Consider the following 23099-nt stretch of genomic DNA (forward strand, 5'->3'; position numbering starts at 1 on the left):
ACGCATTTAGACAGAGAATAAAAAATTTTCTTAAGTGGCTATTCGTTTTCCCATTGGTTTCCACTGGCGTTAGACACTCATTACAGGAATGCTTTGAGACTTATTAGGCTTTTGGCGCATCAGGTTGCACCGTAGGATCAGCGTCTGCAAATGCTTTTAGCGTGCGACAATGCGTATCGATGTCGACGATATTAGGATAAGCACTAAGATCCACCTTAAAGCGGTGAGCAGAAGAGACTTGCGGAACCAAATAGCAATCTGCAAAAGTAGGGCTGTCACCGTAGCAGAATTTTCCACGAGTTTTATCGGTCGCTAGGCGTTTCTCTAAAGCGGCGAACCCCTCACTCATCCAGCGGTTGCACCATGCCATCACTTCCTTCTCATCTACTGACAACTCATGGCGTAGATACTGTAAGATACGACGGTTGTTGATTGGGTGAATGTCACAGCCAATCATGGCGCTCATAGCGCGCACGTGCATACGACCAGCTGGGTCTTTAGGTAATAAGGGATTTTCAGGATAGACTTCCTCCAGCCACTCTAAAATAGCCGGACTTTGGTACAACAATAAGTCGTCAGCTTGCAGAACAGGCACCAATCCTTGAGGATTGATGGATTGAAACGCTTTCTCTAGCTGCTCATCTTGCGCCAGATTAACGGTGATATTATCGTAATCTAAGCCTTTTAAATTCAAGGCGATACGAGTACGGTAAGAGGTGCTGCTACGAAAGTAGCCGTAAAGTTTCATCATTATTAATTCCTTTTATTGTGGTATGTTGACTGTAGAATAAGACGTTATAATGATTGATACCAAGCTTATTTCACACAGTCAACGACAAGTATTACTGAGTCACGTTTTTATTTAATTGATATTTAATCGAGCAACCCATGCCAGTAGCCAAAAGCCTTATAGATAACTCTGCCACGAGCAAAAACCAAAGTGGCGTGCAGTCACTCGAGATTGGACTGTCGATATTAGATGTTCTCATTGAGCACAACGAGCCTATGATGCTAAAGGACATCGGCCAAGTGATGCAGATGCATCCGGCAAAGTGCCATCGTTATTTAGTCAGTCTCATTCGTAAAGACTACGCCCGTAAGCTTAGCGATGGCCGCTATGGACTAGGCGAGAGGGTCAATGCCTTGGCAGCGTTGGGGCACACAGGATACAATCAAAACAATGTATTGGAGCGTCTCACGCAGGTTGCTAGTGAAATAAAAGACATTTTCAACTGCGGGGTACAAATCGCTAAATGGTTTAGTGAAGGCCCTATCATCATACAATCTGTTGAGCCGGACAGCCCAATTAGCATTATTACACGTATTGGTTCACGTATGCCGCTGACGACCTCGGCGACAGGACAGTTGTTTGCGAGCTATCAACCTGACAAGATTGTTAAGCCATTGGTCATGGCAGAGTGGCAGACAAAAAATGACGCGGTAATAGCCGATAAATGGCAAAATTTTACCCAACTGCAAGCTAAGATTCGCACCCAAGGTTATGCGACCGTCACGGGCGATATGTTGATGGGTATCAATGCCATCACAGTACCTATAATCTTGCCCCCACTTACCAGTATTACGGCTTCTCAGCCCTTTAGCAATGACAAGCCCTCTGTCGAAAGCTTGCCACTAGAGTACGCCATTACAATCATCGGAACCACAGAGCAGCTACCAATGAGTAAACAACGTAACGTGGTTGAGCAAATAATAGCGATAGCGCAGCGGTATCAAGTGGCATAGCCAAGAACACAGGCGCTACCTTAGGGAGTAGGGTGCATCAAGTGAGGCTTACTCACCGACAGGGACTACCTCGCGTGCCTCAGCCAATTCTTCAGCATGCAAAAATTGAGTATGCGTTGGTGCGCGTTTGGTACGTGCCCACTCATCAAGCATCTCTTGCTTCATCTCTTCGGTGATCATAGAAATTTTTGATTCGGAAGCGGAGTCGTCATAGGTCAGCTCTAAGCGGTGACCGTTGGGATCAAAGAAGTAAATAGAATGGAAGATACCATGATTGGTCACCCCGATCACATCGATCCCCGTTTTTTCTAAATGATCTTTAGCCACCAGCAACTCTTCACGATCTTTAACCTTGAGTGCCAAGTGCTGAACCCAGTTTGGTGTATTGGGATCAAAGCCCATCTCTGGTTGATTGGGCACCTCGAAAAACGCCAAAACATTGCCATTACCCGCGTCTAAAAAGACATGCATATAAGGGTCAAAGGCTTTGGTCGAGGGTACATGATCTTCAGCGAATGCGAGGATAAAATCCATATTTAGATGTTTTTGATACCATTCAACGGTTTCTTTGGCGTCTTTGCAGCGGTAGGCCACATGATGGATTTTTTCAATTTTAAAGCTCATATCAAACTCCTTTTGATAAGGCGTGTCACTCAACAAGCCACCAGTACAGGAAGTGAGATGACTGGTAGCTCGGTTTGATTCATTGCACGCCTGTTTTATGTGTCAATACTATTTGTCAAAATCAAAGTTGATAGCGGGTAATACTTTGCCGCGTACTTCCCCAAAACCGACACGAATGCCGTTCTTTTCGCTATAGCCTTTCATGATCACGGTATCGCCATCTTCGATAAAGCTGCGGGTCTCGCCACCTTTGAGTGTGACGGGTTTGGTGGCGTTCCAAGCGATCTCTAGCATTGAGCCATAAGAGTCAGGCGTTGAACCTGAAATGGTACCTGAGCCCATCATGTCACCCACTTCTACTTTACAGCCAGTGATGGTGTGGTGGGTGAGCTGCTGAGCCATTGACCAGTACATGTATTTAAAGTTGGTTTCGCAAACCACCGTGGCGCTCTCAGCATTTTCAGGTAGTAGCTCTACCGATAGATTGATATCAAAGCTATTATCCGTGTCTTTTTCGTTCAGATAAGCAAGCGGTTTTGGCTCTTGGGTTGGACATGAGGTTTTGAAAGGGGCCAACGCATCCATGGTCACAATCCAAGGGGACACTTCTGAGGCAAACGTTTTGGCGTTAAATGGGCCTAAAGGCACGTATTCCCACTTTTGTATGTCACGGGCTGACCAATCGTTGAGCAAAACCATGCCAAAGATGTGCGCAAAAGCATCATCTACTGCAATCGGTTGACCAATATTATTGCCTTTACCGACGACAAAAGCGGTCTCAAGCTCAAAATCCAGACGCTTACAGGCTGAAAAAACAGGGCGCTCATCGGCATTTGGTTTTAGCTGACCCGATGGGCGTACAACATCTGTACCAGTCACGATAACTGTACTAGCACGGCCGTTATAGCCAACTGGCATCTCAGTCCAGTTAGGGAGGAGCGCATTGTTCGGGTCACGGAACATAGTACCCACATTGGTTGCGTGCTCTTTAGAAGAGTAAAAATCTGTAAAGCCTGGTACTTGCACAGGCAGGTGCATGGTGACGTCTGCTTGCTTAAACAGGGCTTTTTTCTGCAAGTCTGCGTTGTCACGTAAGGTGTCATTGTCACTAGATAGCAGTGATTGAATGGTGTGACGGGCCTGGGTCCAGTTATTTCGACCAGAGTCAATAAAAGCATTTAGGGTGGGTTGATCAAAATAGGAACCACCCTCTAAATTTAACAAACCTTCTGCTTCGATGACAGACAGATCCAATACTTGCTCGCCAATGGCCACACCAGCGCGGCGTTTGCCATCGGTAGTGTCGCTAAAAATGCCATAAGGCAGATTATGAATAGAGAAATCAGAATCGCTCGCGATGTCGATAAACGAGGTGAGGGCGGTGTCAGTCGTTGACATGAGGGGCTCCTTGCTAAGAATGAATAATAAATTACGTTATAGTTAACCACTTATGAATAATGTAATTTATAGAGGCGTATATTGCAAGGATTTTTATGCAGAGTTTTTATCACTCGTGTTACGCAGGGCGGATGTGGTGGGTTGCTATTCACTTTTATTAGTTGAGAAAACACCGTGCATAAAAAACACCGCGCATAAAAAAGGCTGAGCAACTAAATTGCTCAGCCTTGTCTGTTATTATCTGTTTTTTCTAAGCCATGTCATTGGCTACAAAACCGAATCAGTCTTTTAAAACGTCTGCCATCGCATTGGCAACATAATCGATATTGCTGGTGTTTAAGCCAGCCACACACATGCGTGAGTTAGAGACCATATAAATACCAAACTCGCTTTGTAGACGTTCGACCTGCTCAGGTGTTAAGCCGGTAAAGCTGAACATCCCATTTTGACGGGTAATATAATCAAAGTCGCGGTTAGGAATTTTGGCTTCTAACACGGATTTGAGCTTGAAACGCATGGCTTTGATGCGATCACGCATCGCATACACTTCGCCAACCCACTGTTCGTGTAACGCTTCGTCATTCATCACGATATCGACGACGCGGCCACCGTGTGACGGTGGGCTTGAGTAGATACGGCGTACGGTAGCATTTAGTTGACCAAATACACGCTCGGTTTCGTCTACGGTTGGACAAACCACCGATAAACCACCAACACGCTCGCCATACAGCGATAAGTTTTTAGAGAAGGAATTGCTGACAAATAATGGCAAACCCATATCGACGGCTTTACGAATGGCATAAGCGTCGCTGTCCATGTCTTCGCCAAAGCCTTGGTAAGCAATATCCATAAATGGAATCAGTTCACGCGCTTGAATCACGTTTAGTACCGTATCCCATTGCTCACGGGTCAAATCCATACCCGTTGGGTTGTGGCAGCAAGGGTGGAGCAAGACCACATCATTTTTATTCAACGTCTCAAAGAACGCAATCATCTCATCAAACTTGACACTACTATTGGCTTTGTCGTAGTACGGATATTTGCCAACGACAACATCAGAGCCCTCAAAGATGGCAATGTGGTTGCCCCACGTAGGATCGCTCACGTAGCACTTAGCTTGCGGGAACCAGTCATGGATGAATTCAGCGCCGACTTTTAGGGCACCAGAACCACCGATCGTTGCGATAGTCGCCACCAAACCGTCTTTTAAGATTTGAGCGTCTTTACCAAAGAGCAGCTCCTGACAGCCTTTACGGTGTCCTGGCAAGCCTGCCATAGGGAGGTACGGGCGAGGAGCGATAGGGTCTGCAATGCGTTGTTCGGCAGTTTTTACACAGTCGAGTACAGGCAGTACGCCGTTTTCGTCATAGTAAATACCAATGCCTAAGTTGACTTTATTGGGGTTGTTATCCGCCAAAAATTTTTCCATCAGCCCTAAAATTGGATCACCAGCGTAATAGTCGATACGTTCAAACATGTTGCTTCCTTATAGAAATATAAATCGAACCGGCAAAAATCATAGAGCAAATTGACGGTTAACTCAATATGAGATTCAGTTATCTTGAATAATTAACCAAATAGTGGGCTAAAATTATTTTTTTTAGACGTATATAAGCGCGAGTCACGCTTGAGTGGACAACACTTAGACACGTTGTAAGTCATTAAAATGGCTAGAAAAATAGGTCTGCAAGAATGCCTTAAAGGCAATGGTGGCAGGGGACATCGCTCTAGAAGAGCGTTGGTATATAAAAAATTGACGCATTTTAAAAGGTTGCATCAATGGCCTCATTTGTAAGCCGTTGGCGCTGACCCAGTCAATGACCTCAGGCATATAGGGCAGACACAAGGTGATACCAAAGCCTTGGCGGGTCATCTCAAGGGCGGTGGACATAAAATTTACTTTGTAGCGAGCTTGCTGGATATGGGTCGCAACCCTGTCATCCAGCTCTGCCGTTACTTGCTCGATAAAGGGGCCTTGCAGCGTGATCAGCGGAATACCCAGTAAGTCCTGCCAAGTGATTTCAGATTTTTGCGCCAACGCATGGTTATCCGGTGTGACCACACAAAACGGTAGTTGGTACAACAAATCGGCGCTGATATCGTCCTCAGTCTCCATAAAACCAAGCTCAGTACCAACCCCTAAATCCACTTCAATATCTTGAATGTGTCTGAGCAAATTTTCTGCCGAACAATCCAATAACGACACACTAATCTCAGGATGCTTCTTGGCAAATTGGGCGATGACTGCTGGCATAGAGGAAGCTGCAAACTGTGAAACGGCAAGCCGTACTTGCCCTTGCGCTAAGCTTGTCAAGCTACTGGCCTCATTTTCAAACAGTTGCATCTCATTCAAGATGCGCCGAGCTTGCGGTAATAAATGCCGTCCTACGGCTGACAAAGACAGCTGGCGGGTCGTACGGTCAAATAACACGATACCGAGGCTGGATTCTAGCTCTTTAATCAAGCCACTGACGGCAGATTGGGTCAAATGCATCTGATCGCTGGCACGAGTAAAACTGCCGTTGTCAGCGACGTTGATAAAAGCGGTTAATTGGCGAATGCTGATATTCATAAGTAAACCTGATAAATAAATCATAAAAAACAATTAGTCTTATAAATAAAGCTAATCTAATATAAATACATCGTCAATAAGAATTATTGATTGAAAGTACTTTTTTATACTATTTTACTGTGTTTTATACCACCAATTGAAATTAAGGATGATGACAATGGCAGATTTATTTGACAACCCAATGGGCCTAAATGGGTTTGATTTTGTTGAATTCGCCTCCCCTAAACCCGACGCGGTCGACGCGTTATTTAAACAGCTTGGCTTTGTGCATGTGGCCAACCATCGTTCAAAAGACGTCGCTTTGTACCGTCAAGGTGACATCAATCTTATCCTAAACCGTGAGCCAAAAAGTCAAGCCAGCTACTTCGTTGAAGAGCACGGTGCGGGTGCTTGTAGTATGGGGTTTCGCGTACAAGATTCTCAAAAAGCCTACGAGCGTGCCATTGAGATGGGCGCTCAGCCAGTAGACGTGCCAACAGGCGTGATGGAGCTGAGACTACCTGCTATCAAAGGCATCGGCGGCTCGCTGATCTACTTAATTGACCGTTATAAAGATGGTGAGTCTATCTATGACGTCGACTTTGAGTTTTTTGCTGATATTGATAGAAACCCGATTGGGCATGGCTTTAAGGTTATCGATCATTTAACCCACAATGTGTACCGTGGTCGCATGGCTTATTGGGCAAACTTTTATGAGCGTATTTTTAATTTCCGTGAAATCCGCTATTTCGATATCAAAGGCGAATACACAGGTCTGACCAGTAAAGCCATGACCGCGCCTGATGGCAAAATCCGTATACCATTGAACGAAGAGTCAAAGCAGGGCGGTGGCCAAATCGAAGAGTATTTAATGCATTTCAATGGTGAAGGTATCCAGCATATTGCCTTAGCCTGTGATGATTTGTTTGCTAGTATCGATAAGTTAAAAGCCGCTGGTATTCCGCTGATGACGGCGCCAAATGATAGTTACTATCAGATGCTTGATGAGCGCCTACCAGGCCACGGCGAGAATGTTTCTGAGTTACAAATGCGCGGTATCTTGCTAGATGGTACGACTGAAAGCGGCACACCACGTCTATTGCTACAGATTTTCTCTGAAACCATCTTGGGTAGCCCCGTGTTTTTCGAATTTATCCAACGTAAAGGCGATTACGAAGAAGGCTTTGGTGAAGGTAATTTCAAAGCGCTGTTTGAATCCATCGAGCGCGATCAAGTACGCCGCGGCACGGTTGGTCAACAAGAAACGGAAACGCCGTAGTTTTCAGTCAGGCTTTAACTCAGTAAATCTTTTAAACATGATAAATGGGCAGGGCAAAAGGAGTTTGTCTTGTCCCTATCAACCTTTTACTTACCAATAAGGTAACTGAAATAAGTGAGTGATAAGTCAGTGATTGATATGTAGGTCGCTGGTCGTAACGTTACTCATATCAAAAACTTACTAATCGCAAAGTAAAAGATTGATCGCAATAAAAGGAGTATAGGCATGGAACGCCAACAACATACCACTGCTCACAACACAGTCAGTGTGAATGACACACTCATCTCTAAAGTCGAGGCTATAGGCACTGATGCGTCTACTCATGACGACGCCACTCATAAAAAGCCACCTTACATCTCACATCAACCAGATAGCCATGGTTATATTCATTACCGTGATGATGACAATGCCATGTGGCAAGCACTGCTTGCGCGTCAAGCCGATCAAATCCCCAATCGTGCTTGCTCAGCCTACATAGAAGGTTTAACGAAGTTAAATCTCCCCACCACGCACATACCGCAGCTAAGTGACATTGATGAAGTACTACAAGCGACCACAGGCTGGAGGACAGCGGCTGTTCCTGCATTAATCAGCTTTGGCAAATTCTTTAAACTGCTGGCTGATAAGCGATTTCCTGTGGCGACTTTTATCCGTCGATTTGAAGACATGGATTATATCGAAGAGCCTGACATTTTTCATGAAATCGTCGGACATTGCCCGCTGCTGACCCATCCTGCGTTTGCAACGTTTAATGAGACTTATGGCAAGCTTGGTCTTAATGCGACTAAAGAAGAAAGGTGGTTTTTGGCACGGCTCTATTGGTTTACCATTGAGTTTGGTTTGGTTGGGCGCCGCCGTGAAGATCGCAGAATCTATGGCGGCGGCATTCTAAGCTCACCTTCTGAGACGATCTACGCGCTGAGTGATGAGCCAAAAAACGGCCCAGAGTATCGAGCCTTTGATTTATTGGATGTATTACGTACGCCGTATCGTATCGATCAAATTCAGCCAATTTACTACATCATCGACGATTTAGATACGCTATTTGACATCGTCGATAGTGACATCATGGGCGTAATCAAGCAAGCCCGCACACTCGGATTGTTCCAGCCTACATATTCAGTTAAAACCAGTTAGTGGCCTAAAAAATAGTTTTGGCGTGTTAAATATTTAGAGAAGGGTAAACCGACATCGACACAGGTATATGTGTATTAAAAAAACAATCGTTAAAATAAGGATATTATGATGACTGAGTTATCACAAGGCAGCTGCGAAGCGTGCCGTATTGGCGCACCGACAGTCGATGAGACTGAGGCACGCGTGCTGTTACAACAAATACCAGATTGGTCATTGATTGAAGTCGATGGCATCAAACAGTTACAACGACAATATAAATTTAAAAACTTCGTTAAGGCGATGGCATTTGCCAATCAACTGGCAGAAATAGCCGAAGCAGAAGGGCATCACCCAGGCATCCTAGTCGAGTGGGGCAAAGCGACCGTAACGTGGTGGTCGCACAGTATTAAAGGTTTGCACCGTAATGACTTTGTCATGGCGGCTAAGACCGATGGCTTATTTGATCAATAATCCGATTGGTAATCGCCAAACAAACTCATTAAACTTGCCTCCACTTAAATTCAATATTTAAATTCAATCTAACGCCAGATTACGCTGGCGCTCTAAGGATGTGTGATGCCTCCAAAAATATTAACCCAAATTTCACCTCAACTGGCATTTATGATTTCTGCCATTGTCATTGCCATTATGGGCGTTACCATGATTGGTTTTGGCTGGGTGCCTCATTTATCGCTCATACTCGCTATCTGCGTTCTACTGGCTATTGGTCTGTTTAAAGGCTTGAGCTTTGATGAAATGCAACTGCAAATGGCATCAGGGGTTATGCGGGGTATTGGTGCGATATATTTATTCTTCTTCATCGGTCTGATGGTCGCCGCCTTGATGATGTCAGGTGCCATTCCAACGCTGATGTATTTCGGCTTTCAGTTGATATCCCCTGAATATTATTATATTTCCGCTTTTGTATTAACGTCTATTATCGGTATTGCGTTGGGCAGTAGTTTGACGACAGCGGCAACGTTAGGCGTGGCGTTTATTGGTATGAGTAACGCCTTTGATGCCAATGTTGCGATTGCGGCTGGTGCGGTCGTCTCGGGTGCGTTTTTTGGAGACAAGATGTCGCCGTTATCTGATACTTGTACGATAGCCTCCTCTGTGGTGGGCATCGATTTGTTTGAGCACATTCGTAATATGATGTACACCACCGTACCAGCGTGGATACTGACAGTCATTATTTTTTGGTTTTTCTCAGGGCAGACGGCAGGTTCTGATCTCAGTCAAGTGACCGTATTGCAAGGCCAGCTGATTGAAAGTGGCTTGGTGCACGGATATGCGGTGTTGCCCTTTGTGGTACTGGTTGGGTTAGCGGTTTTTCGCGTCAATGCCATCTACACGATTATTTGTACCATCGCTGCCGCTCTTATCATTACTTACTTGCATAGCTCGCCAAGCTTTGGGCAATTGGGTGGCTATCTATTTGCAGGCTATGCGCCCGCCGCTTCATTAGAGCTTGGAGAGGTTGGGGGTATGCTGTCGCGCGGCGGTGTGCAAAGTATGTTCTTTACTCAAGCGATTGTGATACTGGCATTAAGTCTTGGTGGGCTTTTGACCGCATTAGGTATTTTGCCAGCCCTATTATCAGGTATAAAACACACATTAACCACGTCAGGACGTGCCATATTTGCCGCTGCGATGTCAGCACTCAGTATCAACGTGCTGATTGGTGAGCAGTATTTAAGTATCTTGTTGTCTGGTACTGCTTTTCGTCCCACATTCGAGCGCTTAAATCTACATCCCAAAAATCTGTCTCGCACCATTGAGGATGCAGGTACAGTCATCAATCCACTCGTGCCTTGGAGTGTCTGCGGTGTGTTTATCAGCCAAGCGTTAGGCGTGCCTGTGCTTGACTATTTGCCTTACGCGTTCTTCTGTTATTTGTCGCTACTACTGACGATACTGTTTGGTTTTACAGGACTAACGATTAGTCGGGTAAAACGTCATGAGCCAGTTAAAGCAGTGTAAGAGATTTTTACATCAATAAAGTCTTTATCTCAAACAACTAGGGCGTGTCTTCAATGAGGGCGCGCCCAAGTTTTTTAAAAGCTTTGCAGCATGACAGTATCGTTGTTTAACGCCACTTGATAAGCAGCCAGCGTTACATTTCCATCGTCTAAGCACTGTCCTGTGGCAAGGTTAAAGCGCTGTTTATAAATAGGCGAGGCGACATAAAGCACTTCTTCGTCTGTGCCCGTCTCATTCACAATCATTGTGCCACCAATCAAACCGCGAGACAGCACGTTGGCTTGACTGAATGGGTCATAATTATCAAGGGCGAAGAGGTCGTTTTTTTTGGTGCGAAAGATGGCAATTTGTTTGCCCTCTATCAGTGCGCAAACGCCTGTGTCAGGAATGATGTCGTTCAGGCGGCAAATAGTGTGCTGTTTCATGGAGCGTTATCCTTGAGTATGGTCGCGTTAGTAAAGTGTTCTGCTGGTCTCTAATTAAGCCAATTCCACCACTTGAATGGCCGATTTTTCAGCATCCGTGGCGGGGCGGATTTGATCGCGTTCGGTCACAAACACGACGTTGTCATCGCCTTGCTCACTGTTTACAAAGTGACGGAAGCGTTTGAGCTTTTCGGTATCGTTAATCGTCTCAGCCCACTCACAGACGTAATTTTCGATGAGCAGCGCCATCTGTGCTTCAAGCTCCTCGGCAATCCCTAAGCTGTCCTCAATAATAACCGCTTGTAAGTACTCAAGCCCGCCGTCTAGACTTTCGCGCCATTTTGAAGTGCGCTGGAGCTTGTCGGCTGTTTTGATATAAAACATAATGATGCGGTCGATGTATCTGACTAGGGTTTCGGTATCGAGGTCGGTTGCGAACAGCTCGGCGTGGCGCGGCGTGATACCGCCATTACCGCAGACGAATAAGTTCCAGCCGTTTTCGGTCGCAATCATGCCAAAGTCTTTGCTTTGCGCTTCAGCACACTCTCTCATACAACCTGACACCCCCATCTTAATCTTGTGCGGTGAACGCACGCCTTTATAGCGATCCTCTAATCTTAACGCCAGACCAATGCTGTCATCGACGCCATACCGGCACCAGTTGTTACCGATGCAAGACTTCACGGTGCGTAGCGATTTACCATAGGCATGACCAGTCTCAAAGCCTGCTTGCACCAATTGTGTCCAGATATCAGGCAGCTGCTCCATACGTGCACCAAATAAGTCCACACGTTGTCCGCCTGTGATTTTGGTGTATAAATTAAATTCTTTTGCGACTTGCCCCAGCACGATGAGCTTGTCCGCTGTGATCTCACCACCCGGTACGCGCGGCACGACTGAATAAGTGCCGTCTTTTTGGATATTGCCCAAGTAGTAATCGTTGCTGTCCTGTAGCGGGGTTAGTTCAGGCTTGAGCACATAATCATTCCAGCACGACGCCAAAATAGAGGCAACGGTCGGTTTGCAAATCTCACAACCATGACCGCGACCATGCTCCTTCAGCAGCTCATCAAAAGTTCTGATACCATGAACGCGAATCAAGCTGTACAAGTCTTGACGAGAATAAGCAAAGTGCTCGCATAAGTCGTTGTTGACCTCAAAACCAAGCGTTTTGAGTTGGTAACTCACGGTGTCTTTTACCATTGGCGCACAACCGCCGCAGCCTGTGCCGGCACTCGTTACGGTTTTTATGTCAGAAATCGAGTACGCGCCGTTTTCGACTGCGCAGCAAATCGCCCCCTTCGATACGTTGTAACAAGAGCAAATCGTGGCGGTATCGGGCAAATTGTCGATGCCCATCATAGGTTTTTCGACGTTGGGTAGTATCAGGCTTTCGGGATGCGCTGGCAGATCAATGTCATTGAGATACAACTGCAGCAAGTTATTATAATCTTCGGTATCACCGACCAACACGGCACCAAGCAAACGTTTATTGTTCGCTGTGGTGACAAGCTTCTTATAAATACCTTCGGCAGGGTTTTGGTACAGGTAGCTTAGACTGTTGTCAGCAGCACCATGCGCGTCGCCAATACTACCGACATCAACGCCCATCAGTTTTAATTTGGTGCTCATATCAGCGCCCGTAAATCTTTGTTCCTGATTGCCGGCAATTTGGGCGGCACAAATGCTCGCCATGCTATAACCGGGTGCGACCAAGCCAAAGACTTGATTGTTCCACACCGCGCATTCGCCAATGGCATAGACATGCTCGGCATTGGTGCGACATTGCTCATCGATCAAAATACCACCTCGTGCTCCCATGGTAATCCCGCATTCAGGGTTGTTTTTTATTATGCCATCTTGCGGCCTGATACCCGCACTAAACACAATCATATCGGTATCTAATGAGCTGCCATCGGTAAATTGCATGGTGAGATAATTGGCATCACTGTCTGCACTATCTGTATTAGAAACAATGTCTTGGGTGTTTTTGCCTGTTAGGACTGTGACGCCCAGCGCCTCGATTTTACGCTTTAAAATCTCGCCACCTGCCGCATCAAGCTGAACCCCCATCAACTGCGGGGCAAACTCGACCACATACGTATCAAGGCCAAGGGTAACCAGCGCTTTTGCCGCTTCTAGTCCGAGTAGTCCGCCACCAACCACCACGCCTTTTTTGACTTTGGGTAATTCAGCAATGGCCAAAATCTCGTCCAAATCTGCAATTGTACGATACACATGACAGTGCGGATGCTCACGACCGGGAATCGGTGGTACAAAAGGATACGATCCTGTTGCTAGTACCAGCTCACTGTACTCAATTTTCTCGCCAGCTTGCGTGGTTATAGATTGATTGATCGAGTCGATCTCCACAACTCGCTGGTTTAAATGCAGTTGTATTTTTGATGAATCATAAGTGGTTAAATCGACTAGGTTTAGCTTGCTGGCATCTTTGTGCTCAAAATAACTGGACAAATACACACGGTCATAAGCAGGGCGGTCCTCTTCTGCAAATACATGAATCTCAAATTGTTCATGCAAGCCTTGCTCAATGGCTCTCTCAACAAAATGATGACCGACCATGCCGTTGCCAATCACGACTAAGTTGCCTTTACTTTCTGTGTTTGTGTTTTTTGTGCCTATTGTAGTGCTACTCATGCGTCTGTCCTCTATATAGCTGATAAATGACATTTAGATGCCTACTCATACAGAGCATTCAATAATTGTGCCAAGCAACTTTATTCTTGTGTATTTCTTGAGGCACGCCGTTATAAGCGGTTGAGTAAAAGACAAGGGCAAACAGTATGCTTATTAAGGTTTCTGAGAAATTTAACAGAGGCAAAAGAAAAAAAGATGCCTCTGTCTGTGTTGCTGATCATAATGTCGATTATAAGTTTTCTATCAATGCCTCCATAAGATACAAATGCACCAACATAGAGATTACGTTGCCCCAATTTGGGTTCTCTCGTTGTGGGTAGGTCAAAACACTGCTTTTGTTTTTCTCCTCTTTTTTTGGTTCTTATAAAAAGGGTCATAAAGTTTTAGTGCCGTGGTAAAAGCGTCGTAAAAGCTTAGCAAGCAGGCGTTGTAGCTCTGCCTTAAAACCCTTGCTCATTTTAAAAACGCAATTTATTACCACAACTGGCATAGCCATTGCACCGCCTTAACTGTCTTAATGGATTTTTTTTGAACATTTGACGCTTTGCAATAACCGAGAAGTTAACCATTTAAGGAAGCCGCTGCCTATGTCATCGTCATCATCGACCCCTGTTGCCTCTACCCCAGACAAGCTAAACGTCTTATCTTTTTCAGGTAAAAATAAAATTCTTCACTTAGGTTGGATGGCGTTTTTTCTGACCTTTTTTGTGTGGTTTAACCACGCTCCGTTTTTATCCGCGATTGGTGAGACATTGAGTCTCACAAAAGACCAAGTCAAAACGCTTCTGATATTGAACGTGGCGTTGACCATCCCAGCCCGTGTCATTATCGGTATGTTGACCGATCGTTTCGGCCCGCGTCTTGTCTATACGGCGATTTTGGCTATCGGTGCGATTCCTTGCTTTACGTTTGCGTTCGCGCAAGATTACAACACCTTGGCGTTGTCCCGTTTTTTATTGGGGTTTGTTGGCGCAGGTTTTGTGGTTGGTATTCGTTTGATGAGTGATTGGTTCCCAACCAATGAGCTGGGCACGGCGGAAGGGATTTATGGGGGTTGGGGCAATTTTGGTTCAGCCGCAGCGGCATTACTACTACCCACCGTGGCGATTATAGCGGCAGCGATCTTTGGGGGCGATGAAGGCTGGCGTTATGCCACCGCCGTGTCAGGTGTGGTGATGGCGCTTTATAGTGTGATTTTTTATAAGATGGCGCGAAACACGCCTAAGGGTGCGACTTACTTTAAACCCAAAAAGTCGGGCGCTATGATGGTGACCTCATCGGGCGACTTTTGGCTGATGATGGTGTTTAAATTACCCATGTATTTGGCACTAGCTTTGTTGGCATGGAAGCTATCACCTGCGGGCGTGAGCCTGCTCAGCCAGTCTAGTGTCACGCTGATTTATATTGGTCTTGCTGTCCTGTATATCTACGAGTTCATCAGCAGTTATCGCTTTAATAAAGAGGTCTTTACCACGCCTGTGCCTGACGCGCATCGGTATGACTTTAAGCAGGTCGGTATTTTAAATATTCTGTACTTTGCAACTTTTGGTTCAGAGCTTGCTGTCGTATCGATGTTGCCATTGTTTTATCAAGAGACCTTTAATCTCTCGATCGTTATGGCGGGCGTGTTGGCGTCGAGTTATGCTTTTATGAATCTGATGTCACGTCCTGGTGGGGGTTGGCTCAGTGATAAGTTTGGTCGAAAAATCACCTTGCTGATTTTGACAGCAGGTTTGGCTGTTGGGTATTTGTTAATGGGCATTCTTGATTCAACATGGCCACTTGCGCTCGCGTTGTTAATCACCATGTTTTGCTCGTTTTTTGTGCAGGCAGGAGAAGGGGCGGTCTTTGCGGTGATTCCATTGATCAAGCGTAGTATGACGGGGCAGTTCGCTGGTATGACGGGTGCGTACGGTAACGTTGGTTCGGTGGTCTATCTCACGGTACTGAGTCTGGTGTCTTATCAAGTGTTTTTCTTCGTCATCGCTGCGACGGCAGTGGTGGGTTTCTTTGCGCTGTTTTTACTCAAAGAACCTGAAGGGGTCATTATTGAAGAGATGCCAGATGGGTCATTTGCTGAGATTCAAGTCAGTCATAGCTAGCACGAGAAAATAAATAAGGATGATTTTGAATACCATTCAAAAAGACATACAAAAAAACAGTCAACAAGGTGCTCATATGAGTGTCGATCAGGCAAGTAGTGCTGCAAGTGTGGCAATGAGTAGGGCTAGTGAATCCAGTCACCACAGCGTAGACTCTGCGTTGTGGTGGCTTGACTTTTTTACGATGAAAGGTCGTAAAGCCGAAAACCAAGACAGTCTCCTGATCACGACCTGCCTGCCGCGTTATCTTTTGGGTACCGCGTTGACCGAGTCTGACGACGTAAATCAAGACAACGCTTCTAAACCATCAGCACCACTGTTGGTGCTGATGGCAGATGGGGTAAGTGCTTGCCAGTTTCCCAAGCAGGCAAGCCAGCTGGTCGTCAATACGGTCGCGGAAAAAATAACGTTAGCCTTATCAAAGTTGCCGCACGTACAACAGCCGTCACAAGATCAGCTTCCAGCCATGCCTTTATGTTTGGATGATGATCATGTTGCTAGCATCATTAGGACGGCGGTAAATAAAGCCAATGATATGTTGTATTTTCCGCAAGCGTACCAGCGGGTGCCGCCTTTGTTGTCTACGCTGTCAGGGTTGTTGTGCATTGGTGATAGTATCCATCTGTTTCATACAGGCGATTCTCGTATTTACCGTGTTGGATTAGACAATCTGACGGTTCTTAGTGCAGACCACCGCATTCATCGGGGGGAAGACAAAGGGGCGCTGTCGGCGGCTATCGGCGCAGATGGACAGCTTGATCTACAACAGTCGGTGTTTACGCTGCATCAAAACGAGTGCTTGGCAATCATGACGGATGGGATTTATGAGCACATCGATGAGGTTGAGTTAGCGTTTGAGCTGTGTACAGCGGCGACAAACATGTGTCAGGCGCTGTCGGCCACGCACAGCTTGCCAGCAGGATTTCATGCCAGTCAAACCTTGTGCGAGCACGCTTTTACAGAAGGCAGTCATGACAACTTAAGTATGATCATGCTAAGTATGAATGCGATGCCAAAACCATCCAATTTAACAGAGAATTCTGGCGCTCGTTTTGAGTGTGATGGCTCTCATCTTGAGCATAATACCAGCGCGACCCACGATACTCCTCGCTATCAGCTGCCGCCAGCTTTAGAAATAGGGGGTAGCATTGATGGTTTTACCGTGCTGAGCATCATTGCGCGCACTGCCCGCAGTCACGTGTATTGGGTACAAGATAAAGACTGTAATGACTTTGTGCTGAAGTCGCCGAGCCTTGATACCATAGCGGATGGTCATTATTTGCGTGATTTTTTACAAGAGCGCAAAATTGGCCTGAGCTTGTCAAAGCACCGCCGCGCGGGCGAGTCTGCTTATAATCAAGCTGACCCCAATCGCTTGCAAGCGATGGATTCAAACAAAGCCCACGTTCATGGAATGGGCTCTGGGCTGAGCGGCTCAGGGCTACTGCGTTACTATCCAGTACCCGCCAGCACCACCTATCTATATCACCTAACTGAGTATATCGAAGGCGAGAGTTTACGTGACTTCATTGAACGACATGCGCCATGTGATGTTTGGCAGACCTATGATTTGCTGACCAAAATAGGTATGGCGGCGCGAGTGATGCACCGCAATTATCTCTTGCACCAAGATATCAAGCCCGAAAACGTGCTGTTGACCAAATCAGGCGCGGTGAAACTGATTGACTTTGGCTCTGCCAGCTCATCAATCTTAAAAGGTAGTACACGTCCTCCCAATGGCGATCTGCACTACGCTGCACCAGAGTACTACAGTGATGCACCAAAAGGGGTGCACTCTGATCTGTTCTCAATCGCTGTGATTGGTTATGAGCTATTGACAGGACAGCTGCCTTTTGGTTCGCAAGAGTTGATGAATCCGAAGCAGACCTTAGTCATGCCAACGCAGCCACTGCGACAACAAAACATACCGCCTGTTAGCCAACAAGCGCTTGTACGGGCGCTACATCCCAATACCAATGTTCGTTATCAAGCCATCGGTGAGTTTTTACAAGATTTCAACCCTGATAACCGCGCACGCAGCCGCGATCCTGAGCCACTTATTAAACGCAATCCTTTACTGGTGTGGCATGGCATTTGCTTCGTACAGACTGTCATCATTGTCTTGTTGCTATGGGTACATCTGTCATAGGTTGCCCATTTTCAAAGACGTGTCATCACTTGTTTAACGCTGCACTATGCTGCTAAGGAACTTCGTTTTATGTTGCTCCATACATCAAAAAATGCCGCCAAATCTGCGATTGATACAGATTCCCCTGACATACCTATCCATCAAGTTGTAACCGACCATACTTGTGAATGTAGTAATGATAAATATGGTAATGATAAATATAGCGCTGACGAATACAGCACTGATGCTCACAAAACCAACTGTTGCCACGATAAAATGGGTAGCGAGGGTGTTATCATCATCGGTGCGGGTATGGCAGGTAGCCGTTTCGCCATTGAGCTTGCACGGGTGCAGCAGCAAAGTATACAAGCGAAAAATGAGCGCTTAGACAACCTGCATTTAAAAAGCCCTGACATACCACTACCCATTACTCTGATTGGTAAAGAACCACAAGTAGGCTACAACCGCATTATGTTGTCGCCTGTACTCTCAGGAGATGCAGCGTTTGAGGACACCTATTTATACGATAAAGCGGATTACGAGGCGCTGGGTATCACCGTCTTGGCTGGGTTGAGTGTCGATACGATTGATACTGAGCAGCAGTCTATTGAGCTTGACAATGGACAAGTGCTCCGTTATGCCAAACTGGTCATTGCCACTGGTTCAACTGCCCGCGTTATTCCATTTCCCAATCATACGGCAAAAGGCGTTCATGTGTTTCGAGACGTGGCTGATGTCACAGCTTTGATTGAGTATGCTCGTCAAGGCAAAACAGGATTGGTGATTGGCGGCGGCGTACTAGGGTTAGAAGCCGCCTGTGCAATGGCCATGCAAGGGGCAAGCATGACCGTCATTCACGTGGATGACTATGTGCTCAATCGCCAGCTGGATTTGCCAGCCGCCCAGCTTTTACAAGCTGAGTTAAGTCGCCGCGGTGTTGGTCTTGAGGTATCTGCAAAGACAGAAGCCATCGCCATCAATGATAGGGACGAGGTGTGCGGGTTGGTCTTAGAGTCTGGCCGTATCTTACCGGCTGATTTTATCGTGATGGCAGTGGGCGTGATACCCAATACCTCCTTGGCCAAAGACAGCGGGCTTGATGTCAATCGCGGTATTGTCGTTGATAACTGCATGCACACCAGCTGTCCTCATGTGTATGCGATTGGTGAGTGTGTCGAGCTAGATGGGGAGCTGTTCGGCATGATCGCCCCGGTAAATCAGCAAGTTGATACGCTCGTCACGGTTTTAAAAGAAGCGGTAATATCAAGCTCCGTCATAGCAGCAGATAATACCAAATCCTTACAAACGCACTGGAAACCCTTCGTCAGTAAACCCTTGTCATTAAAATTAAAAGTATCTGGCGTGGCAGCCTATTCGGCCGGTCAAATTGCCTTTGACGATGGCGACGCTGAGACCATCGAAACCCTCGTCTATCGCCAGCCTACCTTAAACCATTATCACTGTCTCTACCTGAAAAATAATCGGCTCGTTGGCGCCGTACTCTATGGTGATGTCAATGATGGCAGTTTCTACAGTCAGCTTATTACGGATAACGTCGATGTATCGGGCATAAAAGATCATTTAATCTTTGGTAGCGCTTATTGTGATTTAGACGTACTGGCTATGAGCAATGTCAGCACTGATAGCACAAGTGACGACGTAGACATGACTGAATTAGTGGAGGAGGCGTCATGAGTGACATGGCTATTCATAAAATCTCAGCGACCAATACAATCACAGATGCCAGTCATACCAAGCAAACGGCTGCGTCAAGTCATTTGGCTCACCCCGCTAAAACAGCGATGAGCCAGACGATAGCGACTCATACCATCAGCACTGCTGAAGATGTCCATGAAGCATCATCGCTGACCCCAGCTGATGGCGCGAGCAAAATGATACGTACCACTTGTCCTTATTGCGGCGTCGGTTGCGGTGTCCTAGCGAGTGTTAATGATAGGGGAGTAATCAGTGTCAAAGGAGACCCCGAGCATCCTGCTAACTTTGGCAAATTATGCTCAAAAGGCAGCGCGCTTGTCCAGACGCTTGGCACCGAGCGCCGATTGATTCAGCCTTACTATCAAAACAAGCGGGCATCCATGCAGCAACAGCAGCCTCTGCCATTGAATATCGCTTCTCACTTGAATCCTATCAAAACGTCTGATAGGCAGCCACTTATTGAGAACACCGATTGGGACACTGTGTTAGGGGATATTGCTAAGCGTTTAAATGATACGATCGATAAGTATGGGCGCGACAGTATTATGTTTTATGTCTCAGGCCAGCTATTGACTGAAGACTATTATGTTGCCAATAAATTCATCAAAGGCTTTATCGGTAACAATAATATCGACTCCAATTCTCGGCTGTGTATGTCATCAGCGGTAGCGGGACATAAGCGCGCGTTTGGTGCAGATCTGGTGCCGGGTAATTATGAGGATTTTGAAACCTGTGACTTATTGGTACTGGTTGGCTCAAACATGGCATGGTGTCACCCCATCCTGTTTGGGCGTTTCTTGACGGCCAAAAAATTGAACCCAAATAAAAAACTGATCGTGATTGATCCGCGGCGTACGGACGCTTGTGAGTTTGCCGATTTGCATTTGCCCATTGCGGCTGGTACTGACACGCATTTATATAATGGTTTATTGCGTTATCTTGAGCAGCACGGTTGCCAAGACAAGCAATATACTAGGCAATGTGTGGGTGTTGATGAGGCTTTGTATGCAGCCAAAATGTGGACGATTGACAAGGTGGCGAGCGCCTGTCAAGTGTCACCCGATAGTGTCCGTCAGTTTTATGAGTGGATTGCTGCCAATGACAAGACCGTGACTGCATTTAGTATGGGGGTGAATCAATCCAAAAGTGGCACAGACAAGGTCAATACCATTATCAACACCCACCTATTTACGGGGCGCGTGGGTCAAGTAGGGGCGAGCCCATTTTCATTGACTGGTCAGCCCAATGCGATGGGTGGGCGAGAAGTTGGCGCGCTTGCCAATTTATTGGCGGCCCATTTGGACTTAGACAATAGGGAGCATCGTCAGCTGGTGGTGGATTTTTGGGCGTCCCCTCAGTCTATCGCTGCAAATGTTGGTGTCAAAGCTTGCGATGCTGCCGATGCAATTTTGGATGGGCGCATCAAGGCCATTTGGATTATGGCAACCAATCCTGTGGTGAGTTTGCCAGAGGCGGACAGATTTCGCCAAGCGCTGGCTGAATGCGACTTGGTAATCGTGTCGGACTGCTCAGTAGACAGTGATACGGTAAAATGTGCTGATATTGTCCTGCCGGCCCAAGGTTGGAGCGAAAAATCAGGCACGGTGACCAATTCTGAACGGCGCATCTCGCGTCAGCGATCTTTACTGCCTGCGACAGGTATGGCAAAGCCTGACTGGTGGATACTGTCGCAAGTCGCCAAGCGTATGGGGTTTTCAGGGTTTGATTACCAGCACCCCAGCGAGATATTCAATGAGCACGTGGCATTGACAGCCTATGGCAATGATAAAAATCAAACTGTCTCAACCAAAAACCAGCCGCGTTATCTCAATCTTGCCAAAGACCTGTCTGTTTTGATGGCAGAGGCAACGCATAGCAATCACTCTATCCACCATCGGCGCATGCCAAACGCGCTTAGCAATGAAGACTACGACATGATGCGGCCATTTCAGTGGGGCGGCGCGCGTATTTCAATGACTGAGGCGGCAAATGAGCGGTCAGATGATTTATTAGGTGATATGACTATTCAGACGGCCTCTTGCATCAAAGCACAGCTGATAGCCATCACGCCTGCTGATAATGCCAGTGTGCCCAATCGGCACCGACACAAGCAAAGACACAAACGGCGATACAACAATATATCGTCAAAACTGAATGCGCCAACCCTTGATTTGCGTCTCATCACAGGTAGATTGCGCGATCAATGGCATACCATGACTCGAACGGGCCTCGCCCCGCAGTTAAATCAACACCAGTCAAAGCCAGTGCTGACGCTACATCCTGATGATGCCGCGCAGCTTGGTGTGGAAACTGATGATTTTGTACAACTGCATCGTCAGTATGAAGAAGGTGTGATAGCTGAGCAAGAGGCAAGTCAGGTGCTGGTACAAGTGGCAATGAGCGATGTGATGCGAGTTGGTGATGCATTTATGTCGATGCACTGGAGCAATGCTTTTGCCAGCTTTGCCCGTATGGGTACGCTTATTCCAACGGTCGTTGATCCGCACTCAGGACAGCCCGAGCTTAAAAATTCAGCCATCCGTCTTACCGCAGTGCCCATGCACACGTTTGGTAAGATTTTGGTGCATCCTGACTGGCAAGACACCGTTATAGTGCAATTGCGTACGATCTTGGACAATTTTGAGAAAAAGAGGGTGCAAGAAGATGTATTCGAAAAAAAGAGTCACACAGGGACAAATGCTGCTTTGGCAAACCAATTGCCCGCCCTTACTTGGAACTTAAGCCGTCAAATGAATAGTGTACTGATTAATTTTGCCAGCCCAAATATCAGTGTGAGTCATACTTTAAACACCTCTGACTTTTGGCAGCAGCTTGCAGAAGCGATACAACCTTTAGGGCAGTTGGCATCACAAACGCACACGACCAATACGGCGTTTACCGTCAGTAAACAGCGTGATCAATTGCGCTTCATTATGACCCAGTCCATTCGTGCAGCGGTAAACAGCAGCGTGTCAGCCAGCACTGATCATACAGACAGTATCGCAACAGAGGGTGAGGGGGCTAATGAGAAACTCATCATGGCTGTCTATCTTGCACCAACGCCCAAGGCCTTACCCAGTGTCCAATGGCTCGATAGCTGCTTTGCCGATGCCAATCAAATGCCTGTCAATCAGCGTTATAAATGGTTACTGGCTGGCCGTCCTGCCAGTGGCTATGTCGATCCTGGGCCACTCGTCTGTTCGTGCATGTCCGTTGGCGAAAACCGTATTATTGAGGCGATCACTAAGCAGGGCTGTACCAGTGCGACAGCTGTTGGAGAGCAGTGCCGAGCGGGTACCAATTGTGGCTCTTGTGTCGGTCAGATTAATGACTTAATCACAAAATATACTCAATTAGAGTCAGCTTAATGGCTTGG

16 protein-coding genes are annotated in these 23099 nt (G+C 46.6%); 9 read left to right on the forward strand and 7 right to left on the reverse strand.

All coding sequences use genetic code 11. The features are described from left to right. Positions 1-103 precede the first annotated feature (103 nt). Complete coding sequence (gene maiA / locus DVY93_RS04655; protein ID WP_198333762.1) at positions 104-748, reverse strand: maleylacetoacetate isomerase; 645 nt, start codon at positions 746-748, stop codon at positions 104-106. A 140-nt stretch (positions 749-888) separates the two neighbouring features. Between maiA and DVY93_RS04660 the strand changes: the two genes are divergently transcribed. Continuing rightward, the gene (locus tag DVY93_RS04660) at positions 889-1743 is read left to right on the forward strand and encodes an IclR family transcriptional regulator (RefSeq protein WP_198333529.1); all 855 of its coding nucleotides are present in this window, start codon (positions 889-891) and stop codon (positions 1741-1743) included. A gap of 48 nt (positions 1744-1791) precedes the next feature. Here DVY93_RS04660 and DVY93_RS04665 read toward each other — a convergent pair whose 3' ends face one another. The 4 genes from DVY93_RS04665 to DVY93_RS04680 all read right to left on the reverse strand — a co-directional run bounded on the left by DVY93_RS04665 (position 1792) and on the right by DVY93_RS04680 (position 6337). After that, positions 1792-2367, reverse strand: a complete 576-nt coding sequence (locus DVY93_RS04665; RefSeq protein WP_193006383.1) for a VOC family protein — start codon at positions 2365-2367, stop codon at positions 1792-1794. 108 nt (positions 2368-2475) lie between these two features. Then, positions 2476-3765 (reverse strand): fumarylacetoacetase, encoded by a 1290-nt coding sequence (gene fahA, locus DVY93_RS04670; protein WP_230709385.1) that lies wholly within the window; start codon positions 3763-3765, stop codon positions 2476-2478. Between the two features lie 280 nt (positions 3766-4045). Further along, on the reverse strand, positions 4046-5242 hold the full coding sequence (locus tag DVY93_RS04675; RefSeq protein WP_198333530.1) for an amino acid aminotransferase: 1197 nt from the start codon (positions 5240-5242) through the stop codon (positions 4046-4048). Positions 5243-5407: 165 nt separating this feature from the next. Next, positions 5408-6337: a LysR family transcriptional regulator gene (locus DVY93_RS04680; RefSeq protein WP_230709391.1), complete on the reverse strand. Its 930-nt coding sequence runs from the start codon at positions 6335-6337 to the stop codon at positions 5408-5410. A 157-nt stretch (positions 6338-6494) separates the two neighbouring features. On the opposite strand from DVY93_RS04680, the gene hppD reads away from it, so the two are divergent. The 4 genes from hppD to DVY93_RS04700 all read left to right on the forward strand — a co-directional run bounded on the left by hppD (position 6495) and on the right by DVY93_RS04700 (position 10694). Then, a complete protein-coding gene (gene hppD, locus DVY93_RS04685) occupies positions 6495-7595 on the forward strand; it encodes a 4-hydroxyphenylpyruvate dioxygenase (protein WP_198333531.1) in 1101 nt (366 codons plus the stop codon). A 225-nt stretch (positions 7596-7820) separates the two neighbouring features. Next, positions 7821-8732 carry a phenylalanine 4-monooxygenase gene (phhA, locus tag DVY93_RS04690; protein WP_198333532.1) on the forward strand — a complete coding sequence of 304 codons (912 nt, stop codon included), beginning with the start codon at positions 7821-7823 and terminating at the stop codon, positions 8730-8732. 108 nt (positions 8733-8840) lie between these two features. Next, positions 8841-9182 carry a 4a-hydroxytetrahydrobiopterin dehydratase gene (locus DVY93_RS04695; RefSeq protein WP_193006389.1) on the forward strand — a complete coding sequence of 114 codons (342 nt, stop codon included), beginning with the start codon at positions 8841-8843 and terminating at the stop codon, positions 9180-9182. A gap of 105 nt (positions 9183-9287) precedes the next feature. Continuing rightward, positions 9288-10694 (forward strand): Na+/H+ antiporter NhaC family protein, encoded by a 1407-nt coding sequence (locus DVY93_RS04700; RefSeq protein WP_198333533.1) that lies wholly within the window; start codon positions 9288-9290, stop codon positions 10692-10694. Between the two features lie 74 nt (positions 10695-10768). Here DVY93_RS04700 and nirD read toward each other — a convergent pair whose 3' ends face one another. Next, positions 10769-11119 carry a nitrite reductase small subunit NirD gene (nirD, locus tag DVY93_RS04705; protein ID WP_230709394.1) on the reverse strand — a complete coding sequence of 117 codons (351 nt, stop codon included), beginning with the start codon at positions 11117-11119 and terminating at the stop codon, positions 10769-10771. A 54-nt stretch (positions 11120-11173) separates the two neighbouring features. Then, entirely contained in the window at positions 11174-13777 is a 2604-nt protein-coding gene (gene nirB, locus DVY93_RS04710) for a nitrite reductase large subunit NirB (protein WP_230709396.1), read from the reverse strand. Between the two features lie 587 nt (positions 13778-14364). Between nirB and DVY93_RS04715 the strand changes: the two genes are divergently transcribed. The 4 genes from DVY93_RS04715 (at position 14365) to DVY93_RS04730 (ending at position 23091) form a co-directional block, all read left to right on the forward strand. Beyond that, a complete protein-coding gene (locus tag DVY93_RS04715; RefSeq protein WP_198333536.1) occupies positions 14365-15879 on the forward strand; it encodes a NarK family nitrate/nitrite MFS transporter in 1515 nt (504 codons plus the stop codon). A 25-nt stretch (positions 15880-15904) separates the two neighbouring features. Beyond that, the gene (locus DVY93_RS04720) at positions 15905-18028 is read left to right on the forward strand and encodes a protein kinase domain-containing protein (protein WP_330165958.1); all 2124 of its coding nucleotides are present in this window, start codon (positions 15905-15907) and stop codon (positions 18026-18028) included. A 69-nt stretch (positions 18029-18097) separates the two neighbouring features. Further along, a complete protein-coding gene (locus tag DVY93_RS04725; protein ID WP_226949381.1) occupies positions 18098-19702 on the forward strand; it encodes an NAD(P)/FAD-dependent oxidoreductase in 1605 nt (534 codons plus the stop codon). After that, positions 19699-23091 (forward strand): molybdopterin-dependent oxidoreductase, encoded by a 3393-nt coding sequence (locus tag DVY93_RS04730; protein WP_404671816.1) that lies wholly within the window; start codon positions 19699-19701, stop codon positions 23089-23091. The genes DVY93_RS04725 and DVY93_RS04730 overlap by 4 nt, the downstream gene beginning before the upstream one ends. The last annotated feature ends 8 nt before the right edge of the window (positions 23092-23099 follow it).

Source organism: Psychrobacter sp. CCUG 69069, assembly GCF_021023115.1.
Taxonomy (GTDB): Bacteria; Pseudomonadota; Gammaproteobacteria; order Pseudomonadales; family Moraxellaceae; genus Psychrobacter; species Psychrobacter namhaensis.